The sequence below is a fragment of the Amycolatopsis sp. NPDC051128 genome (assembly GCF_040682715.1).
Taxonomy (GTDB): Bacteria; Actinomycetota; Actinomycetes; order Mycobacteriales; family Pseudonocardiaceae; genus Amycolatopsis.
In genome coordinates this window covers 18,760-39,639 of the sequence record NZ_JBFBBN010000013.1, presented here as the reverse complement: position 1 = coordinate 39,639, position 20,880 = coordinate 18,760, and the positions used below count along the sequence as shown (strand labels likewise).

At 69.0% G+C, this 20,880-nt stretch carries 15 protein-coding genes and 1 pseudogene; 7 read left to right on the top strand and 9 right to left on the bottom strand.

Annotated elements, in window-relative coordinates:
• Window positions 1-15: 15 nt before the first annotated feature.
• Complete coding sequence (locus AB0M82_RS16115) at window positions 16-2,397, top strand: Hint domain-containing homing endonuclease (protein WP_364722103.1); 2,382 nt, start codon at window positions 16-18, stop codon at window positions 2,395-2,397.
• Window positions 2,398-3,298: 901 nt separating this feature from the next.
• Here AB0M82_RS16115 and AB0M82_RS16110 read toward each other — a convergent pair.
• Together AB0M82_RS16110 and AB0M82_RS16105 are read right to left on the bottom strand one after the other, a co-directional pair.
• Window positions 3,299-4,894, bottom strand: coding sequence for a GH25 family lysozyme (locus tag AB0M82_RS16110; protein ID WP_364722101.1), 1,596 nt, complete (start codon window positions 4,892-4,894; stop codon window positions 3,299-3,301).
• Between the two features lie 26 nt (window positions 4,895-4,920).
• Window positions 4,921-6,288, bottom strand: a complete 1,368-nt coding sequence (locus AB0M82_RS16105; RefSeq protein ID WP_364722099.1) for an FG-GAP-like repeat-containing protein — start codon at window positions 6,286-6,288, stop codon at window positions 4,921-4,923.
• A 132-nt stretch (window positions 6,289-6,420) separates the two neighbouring features.
• Here AB0M82_RS16105 and AB0M82_RS16100 point away from each other — a divergent pair, with 132 nt between their 5' ends.
• Window positions 6,421-9,486, top strand: a complete 3,066-nt coding sequence (locus tag AB0M82_RS16100) for a BTAD domain-containing putative transcriptional regulator (RefSeq protein WP_364722097.1) — start codon at window positions 6,421-6,423, stop codon at window positions 9,484-9,486.
• Window positions 9,487-9,516: 30 nt separating this feature from the next.
• Window positions 9,517-10,200, top strand: a complete 684-nt coding sequence (locus AB0M82_RS16095; protein ID WP_364722095.1) for a hypothetical protein — start codon at window positions 9,517-9,519, stop codon at window positions 10,198-10,200.
• Here AB0M82_RS16095 and AB0M82_RS16090 read toward each other — a convergent pair.
• Window positions 10,146-10,607: a helix-turn-helix domain-containing protein gene (locus AB0M82_RS16090; protein ID WP_364722093.1), complete on the bottom strand. Its 462-nt coding sequence runs from the start codon at window positions 10,605-10,607 to the stop codon at window positions 10,146-10,148. The genes AB0M82_RS16095 and AB0M82_RS16090 overlap by 55 nt on opposite strands.
• 418 nt (window positions 10,608-11,025) lie before the next feature.
• Between AB0M82_RS16090 and AB0M82_RS16085 the strand changes: the two genes are divergently transcribed.
• Complete coding sequence (locus AB0M82_RS16085) at window positions 11,026-13,140, top strand: NACHT domain-containing protein (protein WP_364722091.1); 2,115 nt, start codon at window positions 11,026-11,028, stop codon at window positions 13,138-13,140.
• Between the two features lie 84 nt (window positions 13,141-13,224).
• On the opposite strand, the pseudogene AB0M82_RS16080 reads toward AB0M82_RS16085, so the two are convergent.
• A pseudogene (locus tag AB0M82_RS16080) lies at window positions 13,225-13,591 on the bottom strand (transposase); the annotation flags it as partial.
• 496 nt (window positions 13,592-14,087) lie between these two features.
• Here AB0M82_RS16080 and AB0M82_RS16075 point away from each other — a divergent pair.
• Together AB0M82_RS16075 and AB0M82_RS16070 are read left to right on the top strand one after the other, a co-directional pair.
• Window positions 14,088-14,879, top strand: a complete 792-nt coding sequence (locus AB0M82_RS16075) for a hypothetical protein (protein ID WP_360778343.1) — start codon at window positions 14,088-14,090, stop codon at window positions 14,877-14,879.
• A gap of 119 nt (window positions 14,880-14,998) precedes the next feature.
• A complete protein-coding gene (locus AB0M82_RS16070) occupies window positions 14,999-15,409 on the top strand; it encodes a transposase (RefSeq protein ID WP_364722359.1) in 411 nt (136 codons plus the stop codon).
• Window positions 15,410-15,462: 53 nt separating this feature from the next.
• On the opposite strand, the gene AB0M82_RS16065 is transcribed toward AB0M82_RS16070, so the two are convergent.
• The gene (locus tag AB0M82_RS16065) at window positions 15,463-16,413 is read right to left on the bottom strand and encodes an SDR family NAD(P)-dependent oxidoreductase (protein WP_364722089.1); all 951 of its coding nucleotides are present in this window, start codon (window positions 16,411-16,413) and stop codon (window positions 15,463-15,465) included.
• 57 nt (window positions 16,414-16,470) lie between these two features.
• Between AB0M82_RS16065 and AB0M82_RS16060 the strand changes: the two genes are divergently transcribed.
• Window positions 16,471-16,875 (top strand): MerR family transcriptional regulator, encoded by a 405-nt coding sequence (locus tag AB0M82_RS16060; RefSeq protein WP_364722087.1) that lies wholly within the window; start codon window positions 16,471-16,473, stop codon window positions 16,873-16,875.
• Between the two features lie 392 nt (window positions 16,876-17,267).
• Here the strand turns inward: AB0M82_RS16060 and AB0M82_RS16055 are convergent, their stop codons facing one another.
• From AB0M82_RS16055 to AB0M82_RS16040, 4 genes are all read right to left on the bottom strand, one after another.
• Window positions 17,268-18,131 carry an alpha/beta hydrolase gene (locus AB0M82_RS16055; protein WP_364722085.1) on the bottom strand — a complete coding sequence of 288 codons (864 nt, stop codon included), beginning with the start codon at window positions 18,129-18,131 and terminating at the stop codon, window positions 17,268-17,270.
• A gap of 617 nt (window positions 18,132-18,748) precedes the next feature.
• Window positions 18,749-19,687 (bottom strand): sensor histidine kinase, encoded by a 939-nt coding sequence (locus AB0M82_RS16050; RefSeq protein WP_364722083.1) that lies wholly within the window; start codon window positions 19,685-19,687, stop codon window positions 18,749-18,751.
• Window positions 19,684-20,019 carry an STAS domain-containing protein gene (locus AB0M82_RS16045; RefSeq protein ID WP_364722081.1) on the bottom strand — a complete coding sequence of 112 codons (336 nt, stop codon included), beginning with the start codon at window positions 20,017-20,019 and terminating at the stop codon, window positions 19,684-19,686. The genes AB0M82_RS16050 and AB0M82_RS16045 overlap by 4 nt, the downstream gene beginning before the upstream one ends.
• 280 nt (window positions 20,020-20,299) lie before the next feature.
• On the bottom strand, window positions 20,300-20,551 hold the full coding sequence (locus tag AB0M82_RS16040) for a hypothetical protein (protein ID WP_364722079.1): 252 nt from the start codon (window positions 20,549-20,551) through the stop codon (window positions 20,300-20,302).
• Between the last annotated feature and the right edge of the window lie 329 nt (window positions 20,552-20,880).

Genomic DNA, 20,880 nt, shown 5'->3' with positions numbered 1-20,880 from the left:
GCGCGTGGAGACGCGATGACCACATATCAGCAGTATCAGCAGCAGTTCGTCGACGATGTGATCGGTGCCTCGGCGCAAGCCGACAGCGCCGAGAACATGCTGCCGTACCTTCAGGCGCTGCTCGACGGGCTGCCGTACTACGGAGACCCGGACCTCGAGTCGACCCACCGTGGTGTCCTGGGCACACTGCTCGAAGTCAATATGGCCAATAACGCGATCTCGGCACAGCCGAGCGACAGTGGCTTCGGCTACTACTCGTGGTACGCCTATGACGGCCCGTTTTCCGGTTACGCCGATGCGTTCTTTCACAACCGGGCCCCCACGACCGCGTCGGAGGCGGTGGCGTCCGGGGCGCAGGCGCAGAACGCGCAACTCAACGCAGGCTGGTGGCAGGCGTACGTCCTGGCCGTACTCACCGACGCGGCGCGACAGGCGGCTTCGCTGTCCGTGGACTCGGGCAAGCTGACGATGGACTTGGCGAACATGAACGCCATGTTCCTGCCCGCTCTCACCGCGAGCTATCTGGCCACGTTGCAGAACGCCTACGACCCGACAGTGTCCGCGCTGCGCGCACTAACCTCGGCCGGCCAACTCGCCCAGGCCTGCACCGAACTCGGCGATGCGCTGAGCGAGGGACAGTTCACCGCGAACGTCAATGCCGCCATCGCGATGGGAGGTGACAGCACGAACGCCGCCGTCTGGTTTCTCTACAACCTATGGGTCACCCTGAAAGCGCTGGGAAGTTCCAATGTGGACGCCGAAATCCAAGCATTGCAAAGCGCCGGGCTCACCGTACCTGGTGAGGTAGGTCCGCAGGCCTGGTGGAACGGCGGATACACCACGTGGTACGTCCCACTCGCCGGACCAGATGTGGCCGGATCGACGTCGGGCCTGCTCACTGCGGGAATGCCCGAATCAGAGACGACATCGTTCGATGGCGATCCGCCGCCACCGCCGGTTAACACGAATGTCTCGGCGACGAACGGCTATTCCCAAAGCCTGTGCTTCTGGGGCCCGCTCAACACGTATCAACCGCCGGACACCAGCTGTCTCGGTGCGGGCACCGGCGTTCTGATGGCAGACGGATCGGTGAAGGCCATCGAGGACATCGAGATCGGTGACAAAGTAATGTCCAATGGAGGAGTGGGAACGATCGCACTGGTCGAAAAACCGGGCCGACTCGGCCGAACACTGTATTCCGTGAACGGCCTGCAGGCTTTCGTCACGTCGGGCCATCCCTTTCGCGCGGCCGACGGTCCGGGGCCGCGGCGCAGGGCGGTCGACCCGTGGAACCTGATCGACGCGGTACCGACGATGATCGCCGACGGTGTGGGGGCGCTGGTCGCCGGGGTGACGCTCGAAGCCATCGGCCCCGAAGGGCAGGAAACGACGGTCGTGCGGGAAGTCACGTCACACCATCCCGATGAGACACCCGAAGGTGAGGCGGTCTACGACCTTGTGGTCGACAACGGCGCACGCGGGCACGCGGTCTACTTCGTGGGCGGTCCGCACACCTTTCTCGCCGTGGACTCGGAGACGGCCGACCCCTTGTACGACTCCGCCTCCACCCTCGCCGTCGTCGCCGCGATGGATGCCGCGTTGGAGAGCGTGCACCGGTATGTGAACGACCCCGGAACGGCACTGCCGGGAATTCTGGCTCGTCTCGACCCGTCCAGTCTGCGCAAGGCAGGCGGCGCGGCGGCCCGGCTTGTCCCGAACCGCGGGGCGCCGCGCCCGGAAATCCCCGGCCCCGCGTACTATCTGCGGGACGGCGCATGGGACCCGCACGCATCGGCCCTCGAGATCCACCTCGTACGCCAGTACGGCCGCATGTTCCGGCGACAGTGCGCGACGGGTTGGCGCGCGAGCACAGGCCGCCCCTCACCCAACGACCGATTCACCGTGTGTGTACAGGATGTCGAGCTACTCGGAGATGTACCGATCGACCCGGGCACGGGCATCGACCTCGAACTCGGTGTCCGCGGGTGGAGCTACACCGAGGATCTGGTGCGGCGGCTGCCGATTCGTTCTGATGGAAAGAAGCCGCGATGGCACCTCACGCCGGACGCGGTCGTGGACTTCGGCCGCATTCACCAGCAGGTCAAACCCGCCGTGTTGGTGGGGTCCCTTCACCTCGCCGGGACCTTTCTCGCGCGTTTCCGGGCATCCATCACGGAGGAGACGCTCGCGGGCGTCAGCGTTGAGCATTTCCTCTTCGACGTCAACGGGAAGGTCGTCGGCCGCATCGCGATCGATCAGCGACGGGTCCGATCGACAGACTTCGTGCTGGAGCGAACGCGTGCCAAGAACTGGACCACGCGCGACGCGTGGGCCGTGGCGATCGGCACCGGACGACAACTCGGCAACCGCCTCGCCGCACTGGTGGAGACCGTCTGACCCGAATCTGCGAGTAGTTTGGCTTGTCGATCTTCGGCTTGTTGTTGATCTTCGTGTGGGTTGTCCGGGTGGTGGGCGTGCTGCCGGCCCGGTTGTCGCGCCGGGTTCGCGTTTTCGGGTTCCTCGGGTCGGGGCCAGTGGGCCGGGTGGTCAGGGCCAGGTGGGCAGTACGCGGAGGCGGGCGAGGATCTCGGCGAGCAGGCCGTTGCCGGGTTGGGGCCGCAGGATCGCTTGCCCGCTGAAGTGATCGACAACGGCGGGCGACCAGAGGGAGCCAGCGGCCCGACAGTGCGCCAGGCGTGGACAGGTTCCTGGACGCGCCGAAGGTCGCCAGCGACACGAACACGTTGCGCGCCTCGACCAACCGACCCACGAAGCAGGCGTAGGGCTATGGTCGGGTTCTTCCAGGAGCTGGCGGTCGGCCCCGCGTCGATCGCTGGCTCATCGGTTGGGCACGCCTGACGGCGGGTCTGCTGTGCGTCCTATCGCCGGCGGAGGTGGCTTCCGTGTGGGTTACCGGCATCGGCGAGCTATCGATGACTTCCGAAGGTCCTCTGTTGCTGAGCTGATGTCAGCGGATGCTTCTCGCTGTACTGCTCGAGGTGGGGCACCGTGCCACAAAGTATGTCGTTCGGATCTGCCGATGATCACTGATCAGCTCGGGTCAGCCGACTGACGGGGACGTCCTTGACCAGGGAGAACAGCGCTGGTGACCCTCTCACTGCCAGTATGGGCCGATCGTGGCTCTGACCTGCGGTTATGGAGAATCTGCTGGTCGCGTGGCGCAGTTGGCTGTCGTTGAGCGCGGTCCTGTGCAGTTGGATGCGCTGCGTCGCATGCCTCCACCGAGGAACTGCCGCCCCCGGCGACGGCCGGGGGCGGCAGCGTAGGTGGGTCAGGGTCAGGCGAAGGGCTGCCAGCCGGAGCCGATCAGGCTGCCGGTGCTGTACGGCGCGGTGTCGCTGCCGCCGTTGGTGTAGAGCCACAGACTTCCGTCGGCCTTGGTGGCGATGAGGTCGGCCCGGTTGTCGCCGGTGACGTCGCTGAGCTGGATGCGGTCGAACTGAGCCCAGCCCGTGCCGATCTGGGTTCCGGTGCTGTAGGGCGAGGTGTTGCTGCCGCCGTTGGTGTAGAGCCACAGACTTCCGTCGGCCTTGGTGGCGATGAGGTCGGCCCGGTTGTCGCCGGTGACGTCGCCGCCGAGGACCCAGCTGAACTGTTGCCAGGCGACACCGATCTGGGTTCCGGTGCTGTAGGGCGAGGTGTTGCTGCCGCCGTTGGCGTAGAGCCACAGCGTGCCGTCGGGCTTCGTCGCCACCAGGTCGGCCCGGCCGTCGCCGGTGACGTCGGCGAGGGTGACGTGGCTGAACTGCTGCCACGCGGAGCCGATCAGCGTCCCGCTGCTGTACGGCGAGGTGTCGCTGCCGCCGTTGGTGTACAGCCAGAGTGTCCCGTCGGGTTTGGCCGCTACGATGTCGGCTCGACCGTCGCCGGTGACGTCGCCGGGGAGGAACCAGCTGAAGCTCTGCCAGCCGGTGCCGATCAGGCTGCCGGTGTCGTACGGCGAGGTGTTGCTGCCGTTGTTGGTGTACAGCGAGAGCGTCCCGTCGGGCTTGCGGGCGACGAGGTCGGCCCGGCCGTCTCCGGTGACGTCGCCGGCGGCGACTCCGTTCGCGCCGCCCGATCCGCCCGCGAGCGCGGCGAGCTGGGCCAGCGAGCCGTTGAAGACGTTGGAGTCGTGGGCTGCGCCGCGGCCGCACGCGTCGATGTCGTACTGCCAGAACGTCCACTGTGTCCCCCAGCCCGGCACCGACGGTGGCGACGAGTTGCAGCTGGCGATGTCGAGCGGGTACCCGGAGAAAGCGGTGCTGTTGCCGGTGCACGGGTTCCACCAGTTGACGTTGGTGTAGATCATCGGTGTGCGGCCGATGCGTGCCTTGACCTGGTCGAGGAACGAGCTGATCCACGCCCGCATGTCGCCCTGGCCGAGCCCGTAGCAGTCGGGCAGGTTCAGCGAGCCGTACGGCCATTCCATGTCGAGGAAGGGCGGCAGCGTCCGGCCGTCCGTCGCCCACTGCAGGTGGTCGACGAAGTAGTTCGCCTGGCCCGCCGGATTGCCCAGGTCCGGACGGCCGAACGCGTATGCGCCGGTGTAGAGCCCGGCGTTCTTGGCGCCGTGGTAGTCCTGGTCGAAATAGGGGTTGGTGTAGCTGGTGCCTTCGGTCGCCTTGACGAACGCGAACTCGTCGCCGGCCGCCTTCTGGTTCGCCCAGTTGACCGTCTTGCCACCGGAGTGGTCGTGGCTGGAGACGTCGATGCCGTTGACGGAGTAGCCGGGCGGCAGGCCCGCGGCCAGTGCGGTGGGCGAGTTCGGTTCACGGGCGGCCTTGGCGGATCCGTTCGGCACGTCGGTGTCCGGCGCTGGTCCGGCGATCGCGGGCGACGTTCCTCCGAGGAGGACTGCCCCGGCCAGCACCGCCAGGAGGTATTTGCGCATGGTGAGCTCCCGTTGCGAGAAGTGGGTCAGGCGAAGGGCTGCCAGCCGGAGCCGATCAGGCTGCCGGTGCTGTAGGGCGCGGTGTCGCTGCCGCCGTTGGTGTAGAGCCACAGGGTGCCGTCGGCCTTGGTGGCGGTGAGGTCGGCCCGGTTGTCGCCGGTGACGTCGCCGGCCTGGATGCGGTCGAACTGGGCCCAGCCGGAGCCGATCTGGGTTCCGGTGCTGTAGGGCGAGGTGTTGCTGCCGCCGTTGGTGTAGAGCCAGAGGGATCCGTCGGTTTTGGCGCCGACGATGTCGGCTCGGCCGTCGCCGGTGACGTCCTCGCCGAGGATCCAGGTGAACGGCTGCCAGCCCGAGCCGATCTGGATCCCGGTGTCGTACGGCGAGGTGTTGCTGCCGTTGTTCGTGTAGAGCCACAGCGTGCCGTCGGGCTTGGCCGCCACCAGGTCGGCCCGGCCGTCGCCGGTGACGTCGGCGAGGGTGACGTGGCTGAACTGCTGCCACGCGGAGCCGATCAGCGTCCCGGTGCTGTACGGCGAGGTGTCGCTGCCGCCGTTGGTGTAGAGCCAGAGTGTCCCGTCGGGTTTGGCGGCGACGATGTCGGCTCGGCCGTCCCCCGTGACGTCGCCGACGAGGAACCAGCTGAAGCTCTGCCAGCCGGTGCCGATCAGGCTCCCGGTGTCGTACGGCGAGGTGTTGCTGCCGTTGTTGGCGTACAGCGAGAGCGTCCCGTCGGGTCCGCGGGCGACGAGATCGGCTCGGCCGTCACCGGTCACATCGCCTGCCGCGACCCCGTTGGCCGAGGAGGACTGCTCGACGATGCGGTCGTAGCGGATGGCCGTGTAGGAGGTGACCTCGGACCAGGAGTCGAACCCGAGGTTGCCGGAGTTGTTGACCTTGTACGGGTTCTGCACGGTCTGGCCGGTGGAGTTGAACGAGTAGACGTAGGCGCCCTGGCCGTGGTCGCCCTGGTTCTTCCAGAACGCGAACAGCTCCATGTGCCCGTCAGGGCCGCTGCCGTCGCTGTCGCGGACCATCGCGTCGCCGGGGCGCAGGTCGTCCCGGGCGATGACGTGCATGGTGTTGCCGTTCTGGGCCTTGCTGAGGAATTCGTTGGTGATCAGGCTCGTGTTGAGGTGCCAGGCCATCGAGACGAGCCCGGAGCAGTCCCGGCGGTAGGTCTGCCCGCCGTCCGGTCCGGGGACGTGGGTGCCGGTCTGGGTGTAGGTGTAGCCCTGGTCCACCCAGTGCTGCGCCCGATCGAGGACCTCGGTGCGGGAGATCGGGCCGTTGACGGTCGACGCGTGCGCCGTGCCCGGGACGGCGATCGAGACCGCGGTCAGTGCCGCGGTGGCGAAGGTGACGGTGAGCCGAGCGATCGTCTTGTTGGTCATGGCCCCAGCGTCGGGACCCGCGCTGCAGGTTCTCTGCAAATCCGCCTGCAACCGCCGTACAGCGGTTTTCTGGCGTCGCCGCCGGGCGTAGGGTCCGCCGTGACATCTCGGGGGAGACGATCAGGGGCGGGGATGGAGTTCCGGCTGCTCGGACCGGTCGAGGTCGCCGACGAGACCGGCACCGTGGCCTTGGGGGGCACCAAGATCCGCACGTTGCTGGCCGCGCTGCTGCTCGAGCCGGGCCGGGTCATCGCCGCGGACCGCCTCGTCGACATCATCTGGGACGACGAGCCGCCGCCCACCGCGCGGGCGCTGATCCAGACCTATGTGTCCACGCTGCGCCGGGCGCTCGGCGACGACGGCACGGAGATCATCCGCACGATGGCGCCGGGCTACCTGGCGCGGTTCGAAGCTGACAGCCTCGACCGGCACCGGTTCGAGGCCTTCACCGCGGAGGGACGTGAAGCCGCGGCCGGCGGGCGGCACCGCGAGGCGTCGAACACCTTCCGGGCCGCGGACGCGCTGTGGCGCGGGCCGGCGCTCGGCGGTGTGCGCAGCCGCATCCTCGCGGGGGAGGCGGCCCGCCTCGACGAGCAGCGGCTCGCGGTCATCGAGGCCCGCATCGCCGCCGACCTGGCGCTGGGTCGCACGGACGAGCTGATCGGCGAGCTGACCGTCCTGGTCGGGCAGCACCCGACCCGGGCGTCGCTGCGTGGCCAGCTCATGCTCGCCCTGTATCGCGCGGACCGGACCGCCGAAGCCCTCGCCGTCTTCCGGCAGGGCCGCGAGGTCTTCGTCGACGAGCTGGGAATCGAGCCGGGGGTCGAGCTGACCCGGCTGCACGAGGCCATCCTCCGGTCGGATCCGGCATTGCTCGGGCCGCGCGCCGATCCGCCCGCGCGGCCCGGGCCCGCACTATCGCCCACCCGCGATGAACCGCGAGTGGCCGTGCCGAAACAACTTCCGCCCGACGCCGCCGACTTCACCGGCCGGGACGAGCTGGTGTGTGAGCTGGTCGACGTGCTGACCGGCGGGCGGAGCGGACCGGTGGTCGCGGCCCTGCTCGGACCGGGCGGGGTCGGCAAGTCGGCGCTGGCCGTGCACGTGGCGCACCAGGTGTCCGAGGCCTACCCGGACGGCCAGCTCCACGTCGACCTGCGTGGCACCACCGGCACGCCGGCCTCGCCCACCGAGGTGCTCGGCCGTTTCCTGCGGGCACTGCAGCCGAATCAGACCTCGACCCCGGACGAGCCCGACGAGCGCATGGACGCCTACCGCACCGCGCTGGCGGGCCGCCGCGTGCTGATCGTCCTCGACGACGCCGCGAACGAGCAGCAGGTGCGCCCTCTGCTTCCCGGTGCCGGCACCTGCTCGGTCCTGCTGACCTCGCGCAACCGGTTGGCCGGCCTCGCCGGCGCGCACCTCGTCGAGGTGGGCCTGCTCTCCGCGGGTGAGGCGACCGCTCTGCTGTCCCGCATCGCCGGCACCGACCGGATCGAGGCCGCACCCGACGCCGCCGCCGACATCGTGGCCTGCTGCGGCAACCTGCCGCTCGCGGTCCGGGTCGCGGGCGCGCGGCTGGCCACGCGCCGGCAGTGGACCGCACGCCTGCTCGCGACCAGGCTGACCGATGAACGGCGCCGCCTCAACGAACTGTCCGCTGGTGACCAGCAGATCCGAGCGAGCATCGAGCTGAGCGTCCGCAACCTGGAACCGGCCGCCCGGACCGCGCTCCGCCGGCTCGGACACCTGGGGCTGGCCGACTTCCGGTCCTGGGTCGTGGCCTACGCGCTCGACGTCGACATCGGCACGGCCGAGCAGGTTGTCGAGCACCTCGTCGACACCCACCTGGTCGACTACACCTTCGTCGACGACACCGGCCAGGTTCGCTACCGGCTGCACGACCTGGTCCGCATCTACGCCCGCGAGGAGGCCGAACGGCACGAGCCCCGAGCCGACCTGGTGGCGTCGACCGCCCGCGTGGCCGGCGGCTGGACCGCGGTGCTCGACCGGTTGCGGGACCACGTCGTCGACCACGTGACCTCCGGGGCGATTCCCCTGACGACGACCGAGGCCGGCCCGGTCGACCTCGAGGTGCTCGGTACCGCGCTGACCGATCCCCGCGGCTGGCTCGACATCGAGAAGGCGTCGCTGGTGCTCGCCGTGGAGCGGGCCGCCGAGATGGGCCTCGACGAGCTGGCCGTCGCCATTGCATCAGTGCTGTGCGCGTCGAGCTATGCCCTCAACAGCGTGCTGGACCTGTGGGACCGCGCGCACGGCGCCGCGCTGGCCGCCGCCCGCGCCGCCGGCAACACGCACGGCGAGGCGATCCTGCTGGCCGAGATCGGCCAGCTCCGGTACGAGCAGGACCGGTTCGCCGACGCTCGCCGGCACCTGGCCGACGCCGTTGAACGGTTCCGCGACCTGCACGACCCGCGCGGTGAGGCCAGCGCGCTGACCGCGCTCGGGCTGGCCTGCCGGGACCAGGGCTACCTGCCCGAGGCGGAACACTTCCTGGCGCAGGCGGCCGCGGTGTGCCGGAGCCTGGACGACGACCGCGCCACCGGCCACTGCGAGCGGCTGATCGGCTCGGTCCACCTGGAACGCGGCGACTTCGCGGCCGCCGACACGGCGTTGGCCGACGGGCTCGCCGCCTACCGCAGGGCAGGCAGTCAGCGCGGCGAGGCGCTGACCCTGCGCACGATCGGCCTGACCTACCGGGCCCGCGGCAGGCTCGCCGACGCCGAACAGGCCTTCATCGGCGCACTGGCGATGTTCCGGCAGTTGGAGGATGCCAGTTTGATCGCCTTCTGCCTGCGGGGACTGGCGAAGACGTACATCCGCATGGGCAGGCTCGACGAGGCACGGGAGCCGCTGGAGACCGCGCTGGCCACGCACGGGAGCGAGCGGGACGGCTGGGGAGAGGCAATGGTCCTGCGCACGATGGGCGAGCTGGAGCTGGCCGCCGGACGGCTTGATGCGGCCGAGAAGTGCCTGTCCAGCGCGCTGGACATGTTCCGGGCGCAGGGCGCGGCGTTGTGCCGCGCCCGCACGCAGCGCGACCTCGCCTGGCTTGCGCGTGCACGAGGCGACGAGACGGCGGCGAGGGCGATTCTGACCGAGGCGATCGAGACGTTCCGGACCTACGGGTCGCGGGAGTACGGGGAGCTCAAGGCCGCTGTAGTCCCATTGCAGTGATTCTGCAGAGGTGTGAACGACGGTTTCGTCATGGAACGTCCGTCGCCGCATTGGCTGCTGTCCGACCCGCGTCTCGCCGCGATTCCCATCCGGGACAGCGAGGAGCCGCTGATCGACGTGCAGACGTCCGCGCCGCTGCGTGTCGCCGGCCCGACGTATCTCCGGTACGGCCTCGTCGACCGGCTGGTGACCGCCCAGAGCCTGCTGCCGCGCCACGTCCGCCTGCTCATCGTCGACGGGTACCGCCCGCCGAACCCGTGCAGGCACGCGACGTGCGCGGTGGAGGAGGTGAAACTGAGCCATCCCGATGTCTCCACCGAGGACCTCGACCGGCTGGTCGGTGTGTGCGCGACGCCACCTGAGGTCGCCCCGCACCTGACAGGCGGCGCCGTGGATCTCACCCTCTCCGACGAAGACAGAGCGGTGCGGAACACCGTGCTGCTGCCGACGTGCTGCTCCGGCCCGCTTCCGTTGCCGCCTGACAAGACGTGGAGGCTGCTGACGTCGGCGCTGGGTGCGGTGGGCCTGGCCAACTACCCGGCCCGCTGGTGGCACTGGTCCTACGGCGACCGTTTCTGGGCGCACGCGACGCAGATGCCGCACGCTCGCTACGGTCCGGTTCACCGCCCTGACGGCCGGCAACCGGTCCGGACGGTGGATCAAACGCGGTCACATCCCAGGCCGAACCGGCGGCCGCCGGGGCCCATCCCATGATCGGCTCTCGGTGGTGTCGGTGTAGCGGCAAGATCGCTTGGTGCATGCGGTGATACTGCTGCCGTCGGGGCGGCCTTGTCCTCGGAGTCGGTATGTGCGGTCGCGTCCGGCAGTGTGTCCTGCGGTTCGGGCGCGGTGGTACCGGTGTCCGACGGGACGAGCGTCCATGTGTCGGGCTTGCGGGGGCCGTCACCTGCGGCGCGCATGGCCGCGCCGTCGCGGTCCCAGCGGGCGAGGATCTTCGCGGCGGTCGAGCGGCCCACCCCGGCCGCGAGGGCCAGTTCGGTGGTCGTCGATCCGGGTTTGGCGGCGAGCACGGCGCGCACCTTCTCTTCTGTGGTCGGTGCGTCGTTCGTGCGGGCGACGGAGTGCAGGGGACGGTCGGTGGTGGTGTTCTTGTGGGGCATGACGTCCTCCGTGTGGATCGGTGCGGAATGGGAATGGTCATGCCCCGGCCGGGGCTTGGCCCGCCGGTGCGCATCCGGTGGTTCGGGCTACACGACTATGGACGCTTCGTCACTGCCTCCATATCAAGCGATCCATCAATATTCGTTCGTCTCTTGTGGACGCTTCCCGCTATGACGAAGCACGCTAATTGGCGAAACGAAGCAGGATAGCTGCCAGTCGCATGGGATTGCGGCGAACGCCCCTTCGTGCCGGCCATCCGACCGAACCTCGAGCAGCGAAGGCCAGGTCGCTGCACCATCCGACACGTTCATTGCCGCGGCTCCTGATCACGCGGATCGACGACGTTTCGATGAGTGATCGCCAGCCCTCGCCACCGACCATGGCGTCCGCTCCGAGATTTAGGCCATCATGGGTGGCGTGAGCGGGCACAGGTCGCGACTGGGCTGGGCGCCGGCGTGGGTGGCCTGCCTTGCTGTGTGCGGGGCTGTCACGCTGGCTGGCGTCGCCGTCGGGCTGGACAGGGCCGACAAACTGGCCAGCGTCGGCAGTTTCGTGCTCGCCGCGGTGGCACTGGTCACCGTCCGCGGCGGTCGCAGCGGAAAGCAGACCGCATCGGCGGCAACTCGACGGCGAGACGAGTTGCTGGAGCAGGTTGCCGAGGCCGTGGCGGCGCAGTGGCGGGACGAGGCCGAAACCCGAGGCCTAACGCATCCACTGCCGCTGTCGATGCGGTGGTCGCCGGCGGATCCTGTCGTGATGGACCGACTCACCGCAATCCTTGACGGTCCGGTCCACGCCGAGGACGAAGACTTGGCCCGCGAGTTCTACCTCTCCGGGGGCCTGGGCGAGATCGCCGACGCATTCCAGCGCCTGCCGACACAGCGGCTGGTGGTGCTGGGCCAACCCGGGGCGGGCAAGACCGTGCTCGCCCTGCAACTGACCCGCGAACTTCTGCGGCGCCGCCAGCCCGGCGCGCCGGTCCCCGTGCTGTTGTCGCTGGCATCCTGGAACCCTGCCGAACTGCACCTTCACGAGTGGATGGCGACCCAGCTGGAAACCACCTATCCGGTGCTCCGGGCTCCTGCCCCCACCGTCAGGTCGCGGACGCGGAGCCTGGCGTTGGAATTCGTACAGGCAGGGCGGATCACGCCCGTCCTTGACGGCCTCGACGAGATGGCCGAACACCTACGCCCAGCAGCGCTGCAGGCTCTCAACCGCGCCCTTTCCGGACAGCCCGATGAAGCGGCCCCATTGGTGATGACCTGTCGAAGCGAGGAGTACCACCACCTCTTCGTCCCTGGTGCCGTCGGGTCCTCGGATACGGGTGGCCCCACCGCGCAGCCGCTTGCGGCCGCTGCGGTCATTGAACTGTGCCCCTTGGATCTCGACGACATCGAGGCATACCTGCTGCAGGCCACCCCCGCCAGCCAGCGGGCCAAGTGGGATCCGGTGCTCCAGCACCTGCGCACACAACCCCAGGGGCCATACGCCCAGGCCCTGTCGACCCCACTGATGACCAGCCTCGCCCACAGTGCCTACAGTCAGACTGCCGCCGATCCCGCCGTGCTGCTGGCGCCGGAATTTACCGACCGCAGCCACATCGAGGACCACCTCCTCGACCGCCTCATTCCCACTGCCTACGCCGCTCGTCCCACTCCCGATCGAGATAGCGACTGCTGGACTGCCGAGCAGGCCGAGAGATGGTTGTGCTTCCTCGCGCTGCACCTTCACCGACGCGGCAACCGGGACCTGGCCTGGTGGGAACTCATCCTCGCCATTCCCCGCATTGGCCGCTGGCTAATGTATCCCCTGCCGGCGAGTATATGGCTGACGTTCTGGACGGTAGCCGCTTCGCCTGGGTGGTGGTGGGAGTGGCTCTCGGTCCTCGGCTTGGCACTCTCCATCGGACCGGCAGGCCCTTCGCGCCCGTCAGTAACTGAGATCCGAACCAGCAATGTTGCTCCAAGCCTCAAGACAGGATTCGCCTTAGGCGCTATCTGCTCAGCCATGGGCATCGTCGTTGACAATCTTCCGGATGTGTTCTCCGGTCAATGGTGTCTCTGCAGGCTCTTCGACGGCCTTCTGTCGTTATGGCTTCCCGTCATGCTCTTCGGCGGGTTGGCAATTGGGCTCCTGAAGCTCCTGTTCGATAACCCCGTTGATACGTCCCACTCGGCAAGCCCTCGTTCGGTCCTACGCGCCGACCGTGCGTCCACTCTTGTCCTCGCTCTTTTCACTGCAAGCGTATTTGTCATCGGCTGGATATTCGTACTTGGTTTCGATGCCCTTGCCGGTGTGACCTATGTCGTCGTGGCTGTCATGTTCGCCGGATGCCTGCGAGCTTCAGGGCAGCTCTTCTGGGTGCGAGCCTGGCTCGGATTGAGCGGCCGGCTTCCCTGGCGGGCGATGGCCTTCCTGGATGATGCGCGCCAGCGCGGCGTGCTTCGCCAAGTCGGAGCGGTCTACCAATTTCGCCACGCGCGCCTACAAGATCATCTGGTGGCGAACGGCTCCAAGTCGCATCAGCGCTGAGCACGCCTCGGTGCATGGTCGGTCGCAAAACTCTGATGAGGCCTACGGGCAGGTCAAGTACCTGGGTCGTGGCTGGAGGACCAGGACCGGACTCGGGCCGGTCAGATCCCCCCTTTGACCGCCCGGACCTGCATGCCGTCCACCGACGCGCGTGACCAGTCGATCGCCCCGGCCGAGCCGAGCAGATCCAGCATCACCTGGTGCAGCCGGACGAACACCTCCGCCTCGACCCACTCGGTGAACCGGCGATGCGCGGTCGGAGTACTCACCCCGAACGACGCCGGCAGCGCCGACCAGGCACACCCGGTCCGCAACACGTACAGGATCGCCGCACGACACGATCGTCCAACGTGCGCCGGTCCCCGCCCTGGCGGCGTTGCGGTGCGTCGGGCAACAGCGGCTGTGCCAGCAGCCACAACGGCTCCGGGCACCACTTCTCCACATCGCTCATCAGTGATCAACAATATCGCCCACCTCGCAACACACCCAGACGAGATGCGGTCTAAGCGGATGTGGAGAGCGTGGCCGCATGACGGCGGTCGCGTGCATGTTCGTCCGATTGGCGCATGCAGGGCCGGGAGAGCCAGCTGGCCGTATAACGCCCTATGCATCGACGCGTGAGGCGTCAGGTCCGGAATTCTGGGTCACGGCGTTGCTTGAAGGCCGCGATCCCCTCCGCGGGGGTCGGCCAGGTCGAGGTGGACTGGGACGCGTTGTTCGGCACCCTGCGTGGCATTGAGTTCGACTGGGTGGCGACGGGGAACCGCACCACGTTGTTCCTGGTAGCGCTGACGCTGGTTGATCGTCACAGACGGTGGGACCCGTCGGATCGCGTCCAGCGGGGAGGGCTCGCGGGCCCCGTTGCTCTGGAGCGGGCAGGATGTCGTGCGGGGAGTCGTGCCTGTCGGACGCGCGACCCCGTTCCCGGCCCGAGGATTGGACGCGCAATGGGACGCTCGTCGGTGTTCACCTTCCAGTACATCGCCATCGACACAGAGGCTGGTGTTACGCCGGAGGAGTTCGAGACTTTCGTGCGTGGTGAAGGCGTTCACCTGCCCTTGTACCCGGGGTGGCGGTGGACTCTGCTGCGCGGGTTGCGCGGAGAGCGGACCGGGCAGTACCTGATGTTGTACGAGATCGAGAGCGCCGAGCAGCGCGACCGCTACGTCACGGCCCGGGGTGAGCAGACCGAGCTGGCCCGGCTGTTCTGGGCGCGGCACCCCGAGGCGGAGGCGGTGCTGGCGCGGTGGCGGCGGCTGGGCACGTTCGGTGAGCTGCCGACGTTGTTCACCGACTACCGGCTGCTGGCCGACAATCCGCGGAGCACGGTCACGCCCGGCCCCCGCTACCGCGACCGCCCGGGGGAGGAGCCCGTCGCCCGGGTCATCGGGATCCACAACCTGGCCTTGCGCGCCGGTGTGACCGAGGAGGTGTTCGACCGCTTCATCGCCGAGAACCACCACCGGATCGACGACTACCCGGATTGGCGGTTCCACGTGCTCAAGGGCGAGCGGGGCAACCGCCTCGACCAGTACGTGATGATGATGGAGATCGCGAGCCTGGACGCGCTGGACGTCTTCTATCCCGAGCCCGACATCGCCACCGGCGAGGCTGCGGAGTTCGCGTCCGCCCACCGCGACACCAAGCAGATGTACGAGGAGTGGAAGCAGCTGGCTTCGTTCTCGGGCTCGCCGCAGATCTACACGGATTACCTCGCCGTCGCGGAGAACCCGGCGTAGTCCCGCACGACCGGGACGGGCCCGGGATCAGGTGGTGGTGAGGTGGCTGGTGCGGAGCCGCTCGACCAGGTGCTCGCCGATGCGCTGTACGCAGGACGGGTGGGTCACGATCGACGGGCATCCCGCTGGCCGTGGTCATCTCCGCGGCCAACCGCAACGACCACCTGACGTTCGAGGCGGTGGTCGATGAGGTCGCACCGGTCGCCGGGCCGGTCGGACGGCCTCGGCGCCGGCCGCGCAAGCTGCACGCGGACAAGGGCTACGACTACCCGGCCTGCCGGAAGGCGCTGCGTCGGCGAGGCATCGTTGCCCGGATCGCTCGCCGGGGTATCGAGTCGGCCAAGCGGCTGGGACGTCATCGGTACGTCATCGAACGGACCCTGGAGTGGGGTTCCCGGTTCCGTCGGCTGGCGCGCCGCCACGAGCGCAAGGCTGCCCATTTCCTGGGCTTCGCTCGGCTGGCCTGCGCGGTGATCTGCTACCGCCGAGCCGTCAAGCTGGATCTTTTGACCCACAACAACCCCAAATGAGATGTGGTCTAAGCACGGATGAGAACCCGGATGGTTGCGAGATCCGGCCTCGGTCACGCGCGGAAAGCATCAGCACCGGTCAGCCGCGCAGAAAGCGCCCAAAGCCGGGCGGCTTCGCCGGGGTCGACGGCGTGCTCGCGGACGCCGTCGACCATGGCGGAGCTCTCGGTCGGCTCGGCGACGTCGCAGTCCTCGCAGTACACCCCGCCCAGCCCGGCCAGCTGCGGGGAGGTCGCGGCCCAGACCTGCGTCGCCGCGCCCTGTTCAGGAGTTTTGAACGCGGGATCGGCGAGGTGGCCGTCCTCGTCGACCCAGCCGCGTTCGACCATTTCGGCACGCGTGAGGTGCCGCAGCAGAGGAGTGAAGATCGCGCCGGGATGCACGGAGAACGCGCGGACGCCGGAATCCCGGCCGAGCGCGTCGAGGTGGACAGCGAACAGGGCGTTGGCCGTCTTCGCCTGGGCGTAGGCGAGCCAACGGTCGTAACCCCGCTCGAAGTGGACGTCGTCCCAGCGGATTCCCGACAACTGGTGACCCGCCGAGGACACGGTCACCACCCGCCCACCCGGCCGCAGTGCCGGCCAGAGCAGGTTGACCAGGGCGTGGTGGCCCAGGTGGTTGACCGCGAAGTGGGCTTCCCAGCCCGGGCCGACGCGTGTTTCGGGGTAGGCCATGATGCCGGCGTTGCCGATGAGGATGTCGAGCCCGCGTCCCGAGGCGAGGAACCGCTCGGCGAACCGGCGGACGCTGCCCAGGTCGCCGAGGTCGAGTTCGGCGACTTCGGCCGTGTCCAAGAGCGCGGCGCGGGCTTCGCCGGGGCGCCGGGCCGGGACGATCACGTCCGCCCCGGCGGCGGCGAGCGCGCGGGTGGTTTCGGCGCCCAGTCCGGAGTAACCGCCGGTGACGAGGGCGAGCCTGCCGGTGAGGTCGGTGCCGTGCAGGACTTCCGCAGCCGTGGTGCGGTGGCCGAAGCCGGAGCCGATCTTGTGCTGGTGCGTGGTCATGACGGCGAAGCTAGGACCTAGACCGGGGTCTAGGTCAACTGATCTACCATCACTGTCGTGGAGCTGGGAATCGGGCAGGTGGCCGAGCGCACCGGGATGAGCGTGCACGCGCTGCGGCTGTACGAGCGAGAAGGTCTGATGCCGGGGCCGGTCCGCCGCGACGCCGGAGGCCGCCGCGTGTACACCGAGTGGGACGTCGAATGGCTGCACTACTGTACGAAGTTCCGCGCTTCGGGCATGCCGCTGGCTACGATCCGGAAGTTCGCGGACCTGGTGCGCCGAGGTCCGGAGACCGAAGCCGAGCGCCTGGAGCTGCTGCGGGAGCACCAGGAACAGGTCGTCGCGCGGATCGCGGAGCTGAACGAGTGCCTCGAGGTGATTGCGAGCAAGGTGCGGGTGTATGGCGAGCACGTGGCCCGGGGGAGCGCGGCCGAGCTGTGGAGCCACCCCGCGGCGACCTGACCGACGGTCCCTCGCCGACGGCCGGAAGAAGACCAACGGCGTTTGCGGGGTGGCTTCTTTGCCGCCATTGGCTTGAGCGGACTGGACAAGAATGCCTACCGCGTGTGGAGCTTTCCTGACCGCTCAACGGTGATCGCGTAGACCCACGGACTTCACACCGGGTGGATGAGGCGGCTTTCGTAGGCGAAGATTACGGCCTGGATCCGGTCTCGGAGTTCGAGCCGGCCTGCAAGGCCGCACCGAGGCCGCGACCCGGTACACATTGATCGCCCGCCACGGCGAAGAGCGGACACCGGCCGGGGCGCGGCTGGCCGCGCTTTTCGAGACCGAGCTCCGCGCCGCCGGCATCCCCATCCCCAGACCAGACTCCCGCTGACGGCCCCATCCTTCGGTCAATCGCGGTCAGGCGGATCGACGACCTCGGCCACGAGAGCCACCACCTCGTCGAGGTGAGCCGGGGTGGTCAGGTGGCCGGCACCGGCGATGACCCGGACGTCGGCGTGCATGGTCCGGCGCACGGCCGGGACCAGCCGTCGGGGCGGTAGGAACCGGTCGTGTTCCCCGACCGCGACGACGCACGGCTGTTCGGCGCGACGGGCCAGCAACTCGGCCGGCAGCGGCGGCGGGGCAAGCGTCGTGCGGCAGCAGGACGCCATGAGCGTCATCCAGTCCACCTCGGCCGAGGGTGGGTCTTCGCCGGGGGCGACGAACAGCCGGAGCATGCGGCGGGTGTGTTCCGTGGTGGGACGCACCAGCCAGACGGCCGAAGCCAGCGCCAGTTCCGGGTCCACGCTGAGGCGGATGAAGCCGGCCGGTGAGATCAGCGCTCGCGCCGCGATCCGCGGCGAGCCTGCGGCCAGCGCCACAGCGGCGCCCAGTGAGTTGCCCACCAGGACGACGTCGTCGGCGTCCATGGCCGTCAGGATCTCGTCCAGCGCCCGGCCGTACCAAGCCGGTCGGTTCCGGCGCGGCCGCCGTGGATCGCTGAGCCCGGGCTGGCCCGGCAGATCGACCACTGTGGTCGCCCAGCGGTCCGACAGGGCCCGCAGCCACGGCAGCGCCACCGCGGCGTTGAAGCCGGTGCCGGGGACCAGGATGACTCTCGGCTTCCCGGTTCCGGCCGTGGTGAGCGCCACCCGGCCGGCGCTGGTGTCCACGGTCGTGGTGGTCAGTGGGAAGTCCGCCTGCGCCAACGCATCGGAACACCAACGCCGGACCGCGCGGTGGCCAGGTGGGCTCTTGTACACGGTCGGCATCGCGCCAGTGTCGTCCGGCGGCCCGCGGCTCGTCCATCTCGACAGTCGAATCGATCGCGCAAACGGGCCAGCGCGTCGCGGAGCTACCCAGCACGCTCGTGGTTGACGTCAGTCATGTCACTACCCTCGACCTCGCTGGAGTGCGTGCCCTGCTCGCCGGCTACCTCACCGCGGTCGACAATGGCACCTCTTACCGTGTCCTGCACGCCCGCGGCCCGGCGCATGATCTCCTGCAGGCCACCGGCACCCTGGACATGTTCGCTGACAGCGACGATCTCGGCGCGCTGCTAAGTCGCGCATGTCCGCCAGCCGGCGCACGACGGCGTTCTGGGTGGACATCAGCCGGGCCCAGCCGTCGTCGGGGAAGCGATAGTGCTCGCGGCGGCTGCCGGGTGCGGGAACCCGTTCGATCAACGGGAGCACTGTCCGGGGGCCCAGCGGCGCGCCCCGGCCAGCGCGAAGGGACCGGTGCCGCGCAGATCCATGACCCAGCGCGCGGCATCACCGGCTACGTCCTCACCACGCACCGGTCATGGTCCCCATGGCGTCGCTCACGGGTGCGAATACCCGCAGACCGCTCGCCCAAACGGCTCTACCGCCACAGGAACCCGGCCGCGTCACAGCTGGAAGTGGACGCGGATGGTGGTGCTGCGGGGGCCGGTGTGGAGACGGACCAGGTCGGACATGTGGTTGACCAGGAGCAGGCCTCGCTGCCGGTGCTGGCCGGGCTTGGCGGGGTGCCGGCCGGCCAGTGGGTCGGTCAGGGTGCCCTGGTCGTGGACGTCGCAGACGAGGTGTCCGTCGGTGGTCCAGATCCGGAGCCGGCCGGTGCCGCCGCCGTGGTCGATGCTGTTGGTGACCAGTTCGGTGACGACCAGTTCCACGTCGGCGACCTGGTCCTGCGACAAACGCGCCTGCTGCGCGTGGGTGCGGGCGAGGAACCGGGCCTGGGCGAGGTTGGTGGCATCGACGGTGAGCTCGGTGGCGTCGGCCGGTTCGGGTAGCGGCTGGTTGTAGCCGTCGATGATCCGCTCGGGGTTGTAGGCGGTGCTGCTTCGCTCACCGGCGGCGTCGATGAGCAGCGGGTGGGTGGCTTCGGCGTCGGCCAGCACTGCCGGTGTGAGGTTCTGGGTGTCGTAGGGGCAGAGGATGGTGACGTCGCGGCCGGTGAAGGCGAGGTTGATCAGGGCTTCGTGCTGGGCGCAGGCGGGGTATTCGTCGTCGGTGCGGCTTGGCCAGATCGGTTCGCCGATGATGCGGACGGGCTGCTCGGGGTGGGTGTCGGCGAAGGCGCGCAGCACACCGGGGATGATCCGGCCGGGGTTGCGGCCGGCGGTGTTCATGTCCATGAGCCGGACCCGGTCGGCGTCGGCACCGAGTTCGGCGCGCAGCAGCGCAAGATTGGGCCCCGGGACGGCCACGGCGACCGGTTCGCCCGCGGCGAGTCCGGACCGGATGAACGGGACGGTGCCGGCGAGGTACTCGTCGGTATCCCGGTAGAACAGGGCGGGGTGGACGAACGGCTCGGCGCCGGGTGTGTCGACGGGCGTGCTCACGACGCCTCCTGTTCTTCGATCACGATCTGCGCCGGCTCGTCCGGGCACAGCACCGCCAGGACCCTGCGCAGGACCGTCGGTGGGCGAATGATCGCGAGAGGTGCCGTGCCGGGTTGGCGTTGCGCGGCGGCGAGCAGCATGGATGTGCCGCGGGTGTCGATGAACGACAGCTCGGACAGGTCCAGCCGGGTCGGCGAACCGTCCGCGGTCGCCGATTCCAGGGCGTCGCGCCAGATCTCCCGGGTGCTGAGGTCGACCGCGCCGATCACCTGCAGGCCTCGCTCGCCGGGTAACTGGCTCACCTGCAACTGGCTGATGTGCGAGTCGCTCACCCCCGCAGCCTACCGGTGGCTGCCGTCTGGCGAAGGCTCGAGAGGGCTTGCCGCGACCATCGGCCCCACGCGGCGCGGGACAAGTCCGCGACCTTCTGGCCACCGGACGTCGACTCGATGGGCGTGGCCTGGCAAAACTTCCACCCCGGCGGCCTCGGCGGTGCGCGGGCCTGGCGTCCGCCGGGCCGGCTGTAGAGGTCGTCCCCGCCGGCCGGACGCGCCCCCGGGCACACTTCGAACCGATCGGCGGCTGAGCCGCAGCGAGCGTGGAGGCCTGGAGTCAGGCGCCGAGGCGGCTGTAGATCCGGCTGGCGATGGTCGCGGCGAGCTGGTGCAGCTTGTCCGTGGGGTCGAGCTGGGCATGCTGGCCTAGCAATTCGGCCACGGCGTAGGCCTCGGTGCCCGACAACAGCGCGATGCAGCGTTCCCGGCGACCCCGATCGATCAACCGCGTAAGAGCGTCGGCGTGGTCCTCGCGGTTGCGCACCGCGGCGAGCTCGAACGGCTCCTGCCCGGCGACCTGGTCACTCATCGCACTGTCCTCCGCTGTCCGTGCCGGGCGTCATCCCGAGCGCCTCACCCGCGACTCCCGGAGGGCCGGGTACCCGTTCGGGTCACGTAGTAAATCTATGGCGGCTGGATTAGACATTCGGTGCTGAGTGTGTGTAGAGTCCTCCTTGTACCGAGAGAGACAACGTCAAGCAGGCGCGGGAGAGGACGTAACTACCCGCGAGGTGAGACAAGGGTCAGGCAGCACGGGGCCAATCAGTGAACAGGTCCCGGCTGGTGACCGAAGCTGTGCCCGGGGCCGGGTTGTGAAGATGAAGTCAGAGGTAACGGTCCCGGTGACGTGAAGCAGTG

Excerpts from the sequence above, each read along its gene's own strand:
- AB0M82_RS16115 (WP_364722103.1), top strand. The coding sequence starts at position 16 with ATGACCACATATCAGCAGTATCAGCAGCAGTTCGTCGACGATGTGATC.
- AB0M82_RS16110 (WP_364722101.1), bottom strand. The coding sequence starts at position 4,894 with ATGCGCAAATACCTCCTGGCGGTGCTGGCCGGGGCAGTCCTCCTCGGA.
- AB0M82_RS16105 (WP_364722099.1), bottom strand. The coding sequence starts at position 6,288 with ATGACCAACAAGACGATCGCTCGGCTCACCGTCACCTTCGCCACCGCG.
- AB0M82_RS16100 (WP_364722097.1), top strand. The coding sequence starts at position 6,421 with ATGGAGTTCCGGCTGCTCGGACCGGTCGAGGTCGCCGACGAGACCGGC.
- AB0M82_RS16095 (WP_364722095.1), top strand. The coding sequence starts at position 9,517 with ATGGAACGTCCGTCGCCGCATTGGCTGCTGTCCGACCCGCGTCTCGCC.
- AB0M82_RS16090 (WP_364722093.1), bottom strand. The coding sequence starts at position 10,607 with ATGCCCCACAAGAACACCACCACCGACCGTCCCCTGCACTCCGTCGCC.
- AB0M82_RS16075 (WP_360778343.1), top strand. The coding sequence starts at position 14,088 with ATGGGACGCTCGTCGGTGTTCACCTTCCAGTACATCGCCATCGACACA.
- AB0M82_RS16065 (WP_364722089.1), bottom strand. The coding sequence starts at position 16,413 with ATGACCACGCACCAGCACAAGATCGGCTCCGGCTTCGGCCACCGCACC.
- AB0M82_RS16055 (WP_364722085.1), bottom strand. The coding sequence starts at position 18,131 with ATGCCGACCGTGTACAAGAGCCCACCTGGCCACCGCGCGGTCCGGCGT.
- AB0M82_RS16040 (WP_364722079.1), bottom strand. The coding sequence starts at position 20,551 with ATGAGTGACCAGGTCGCCGGGCAGGAGCCGTTCGAGCTCGCCGCGGTG.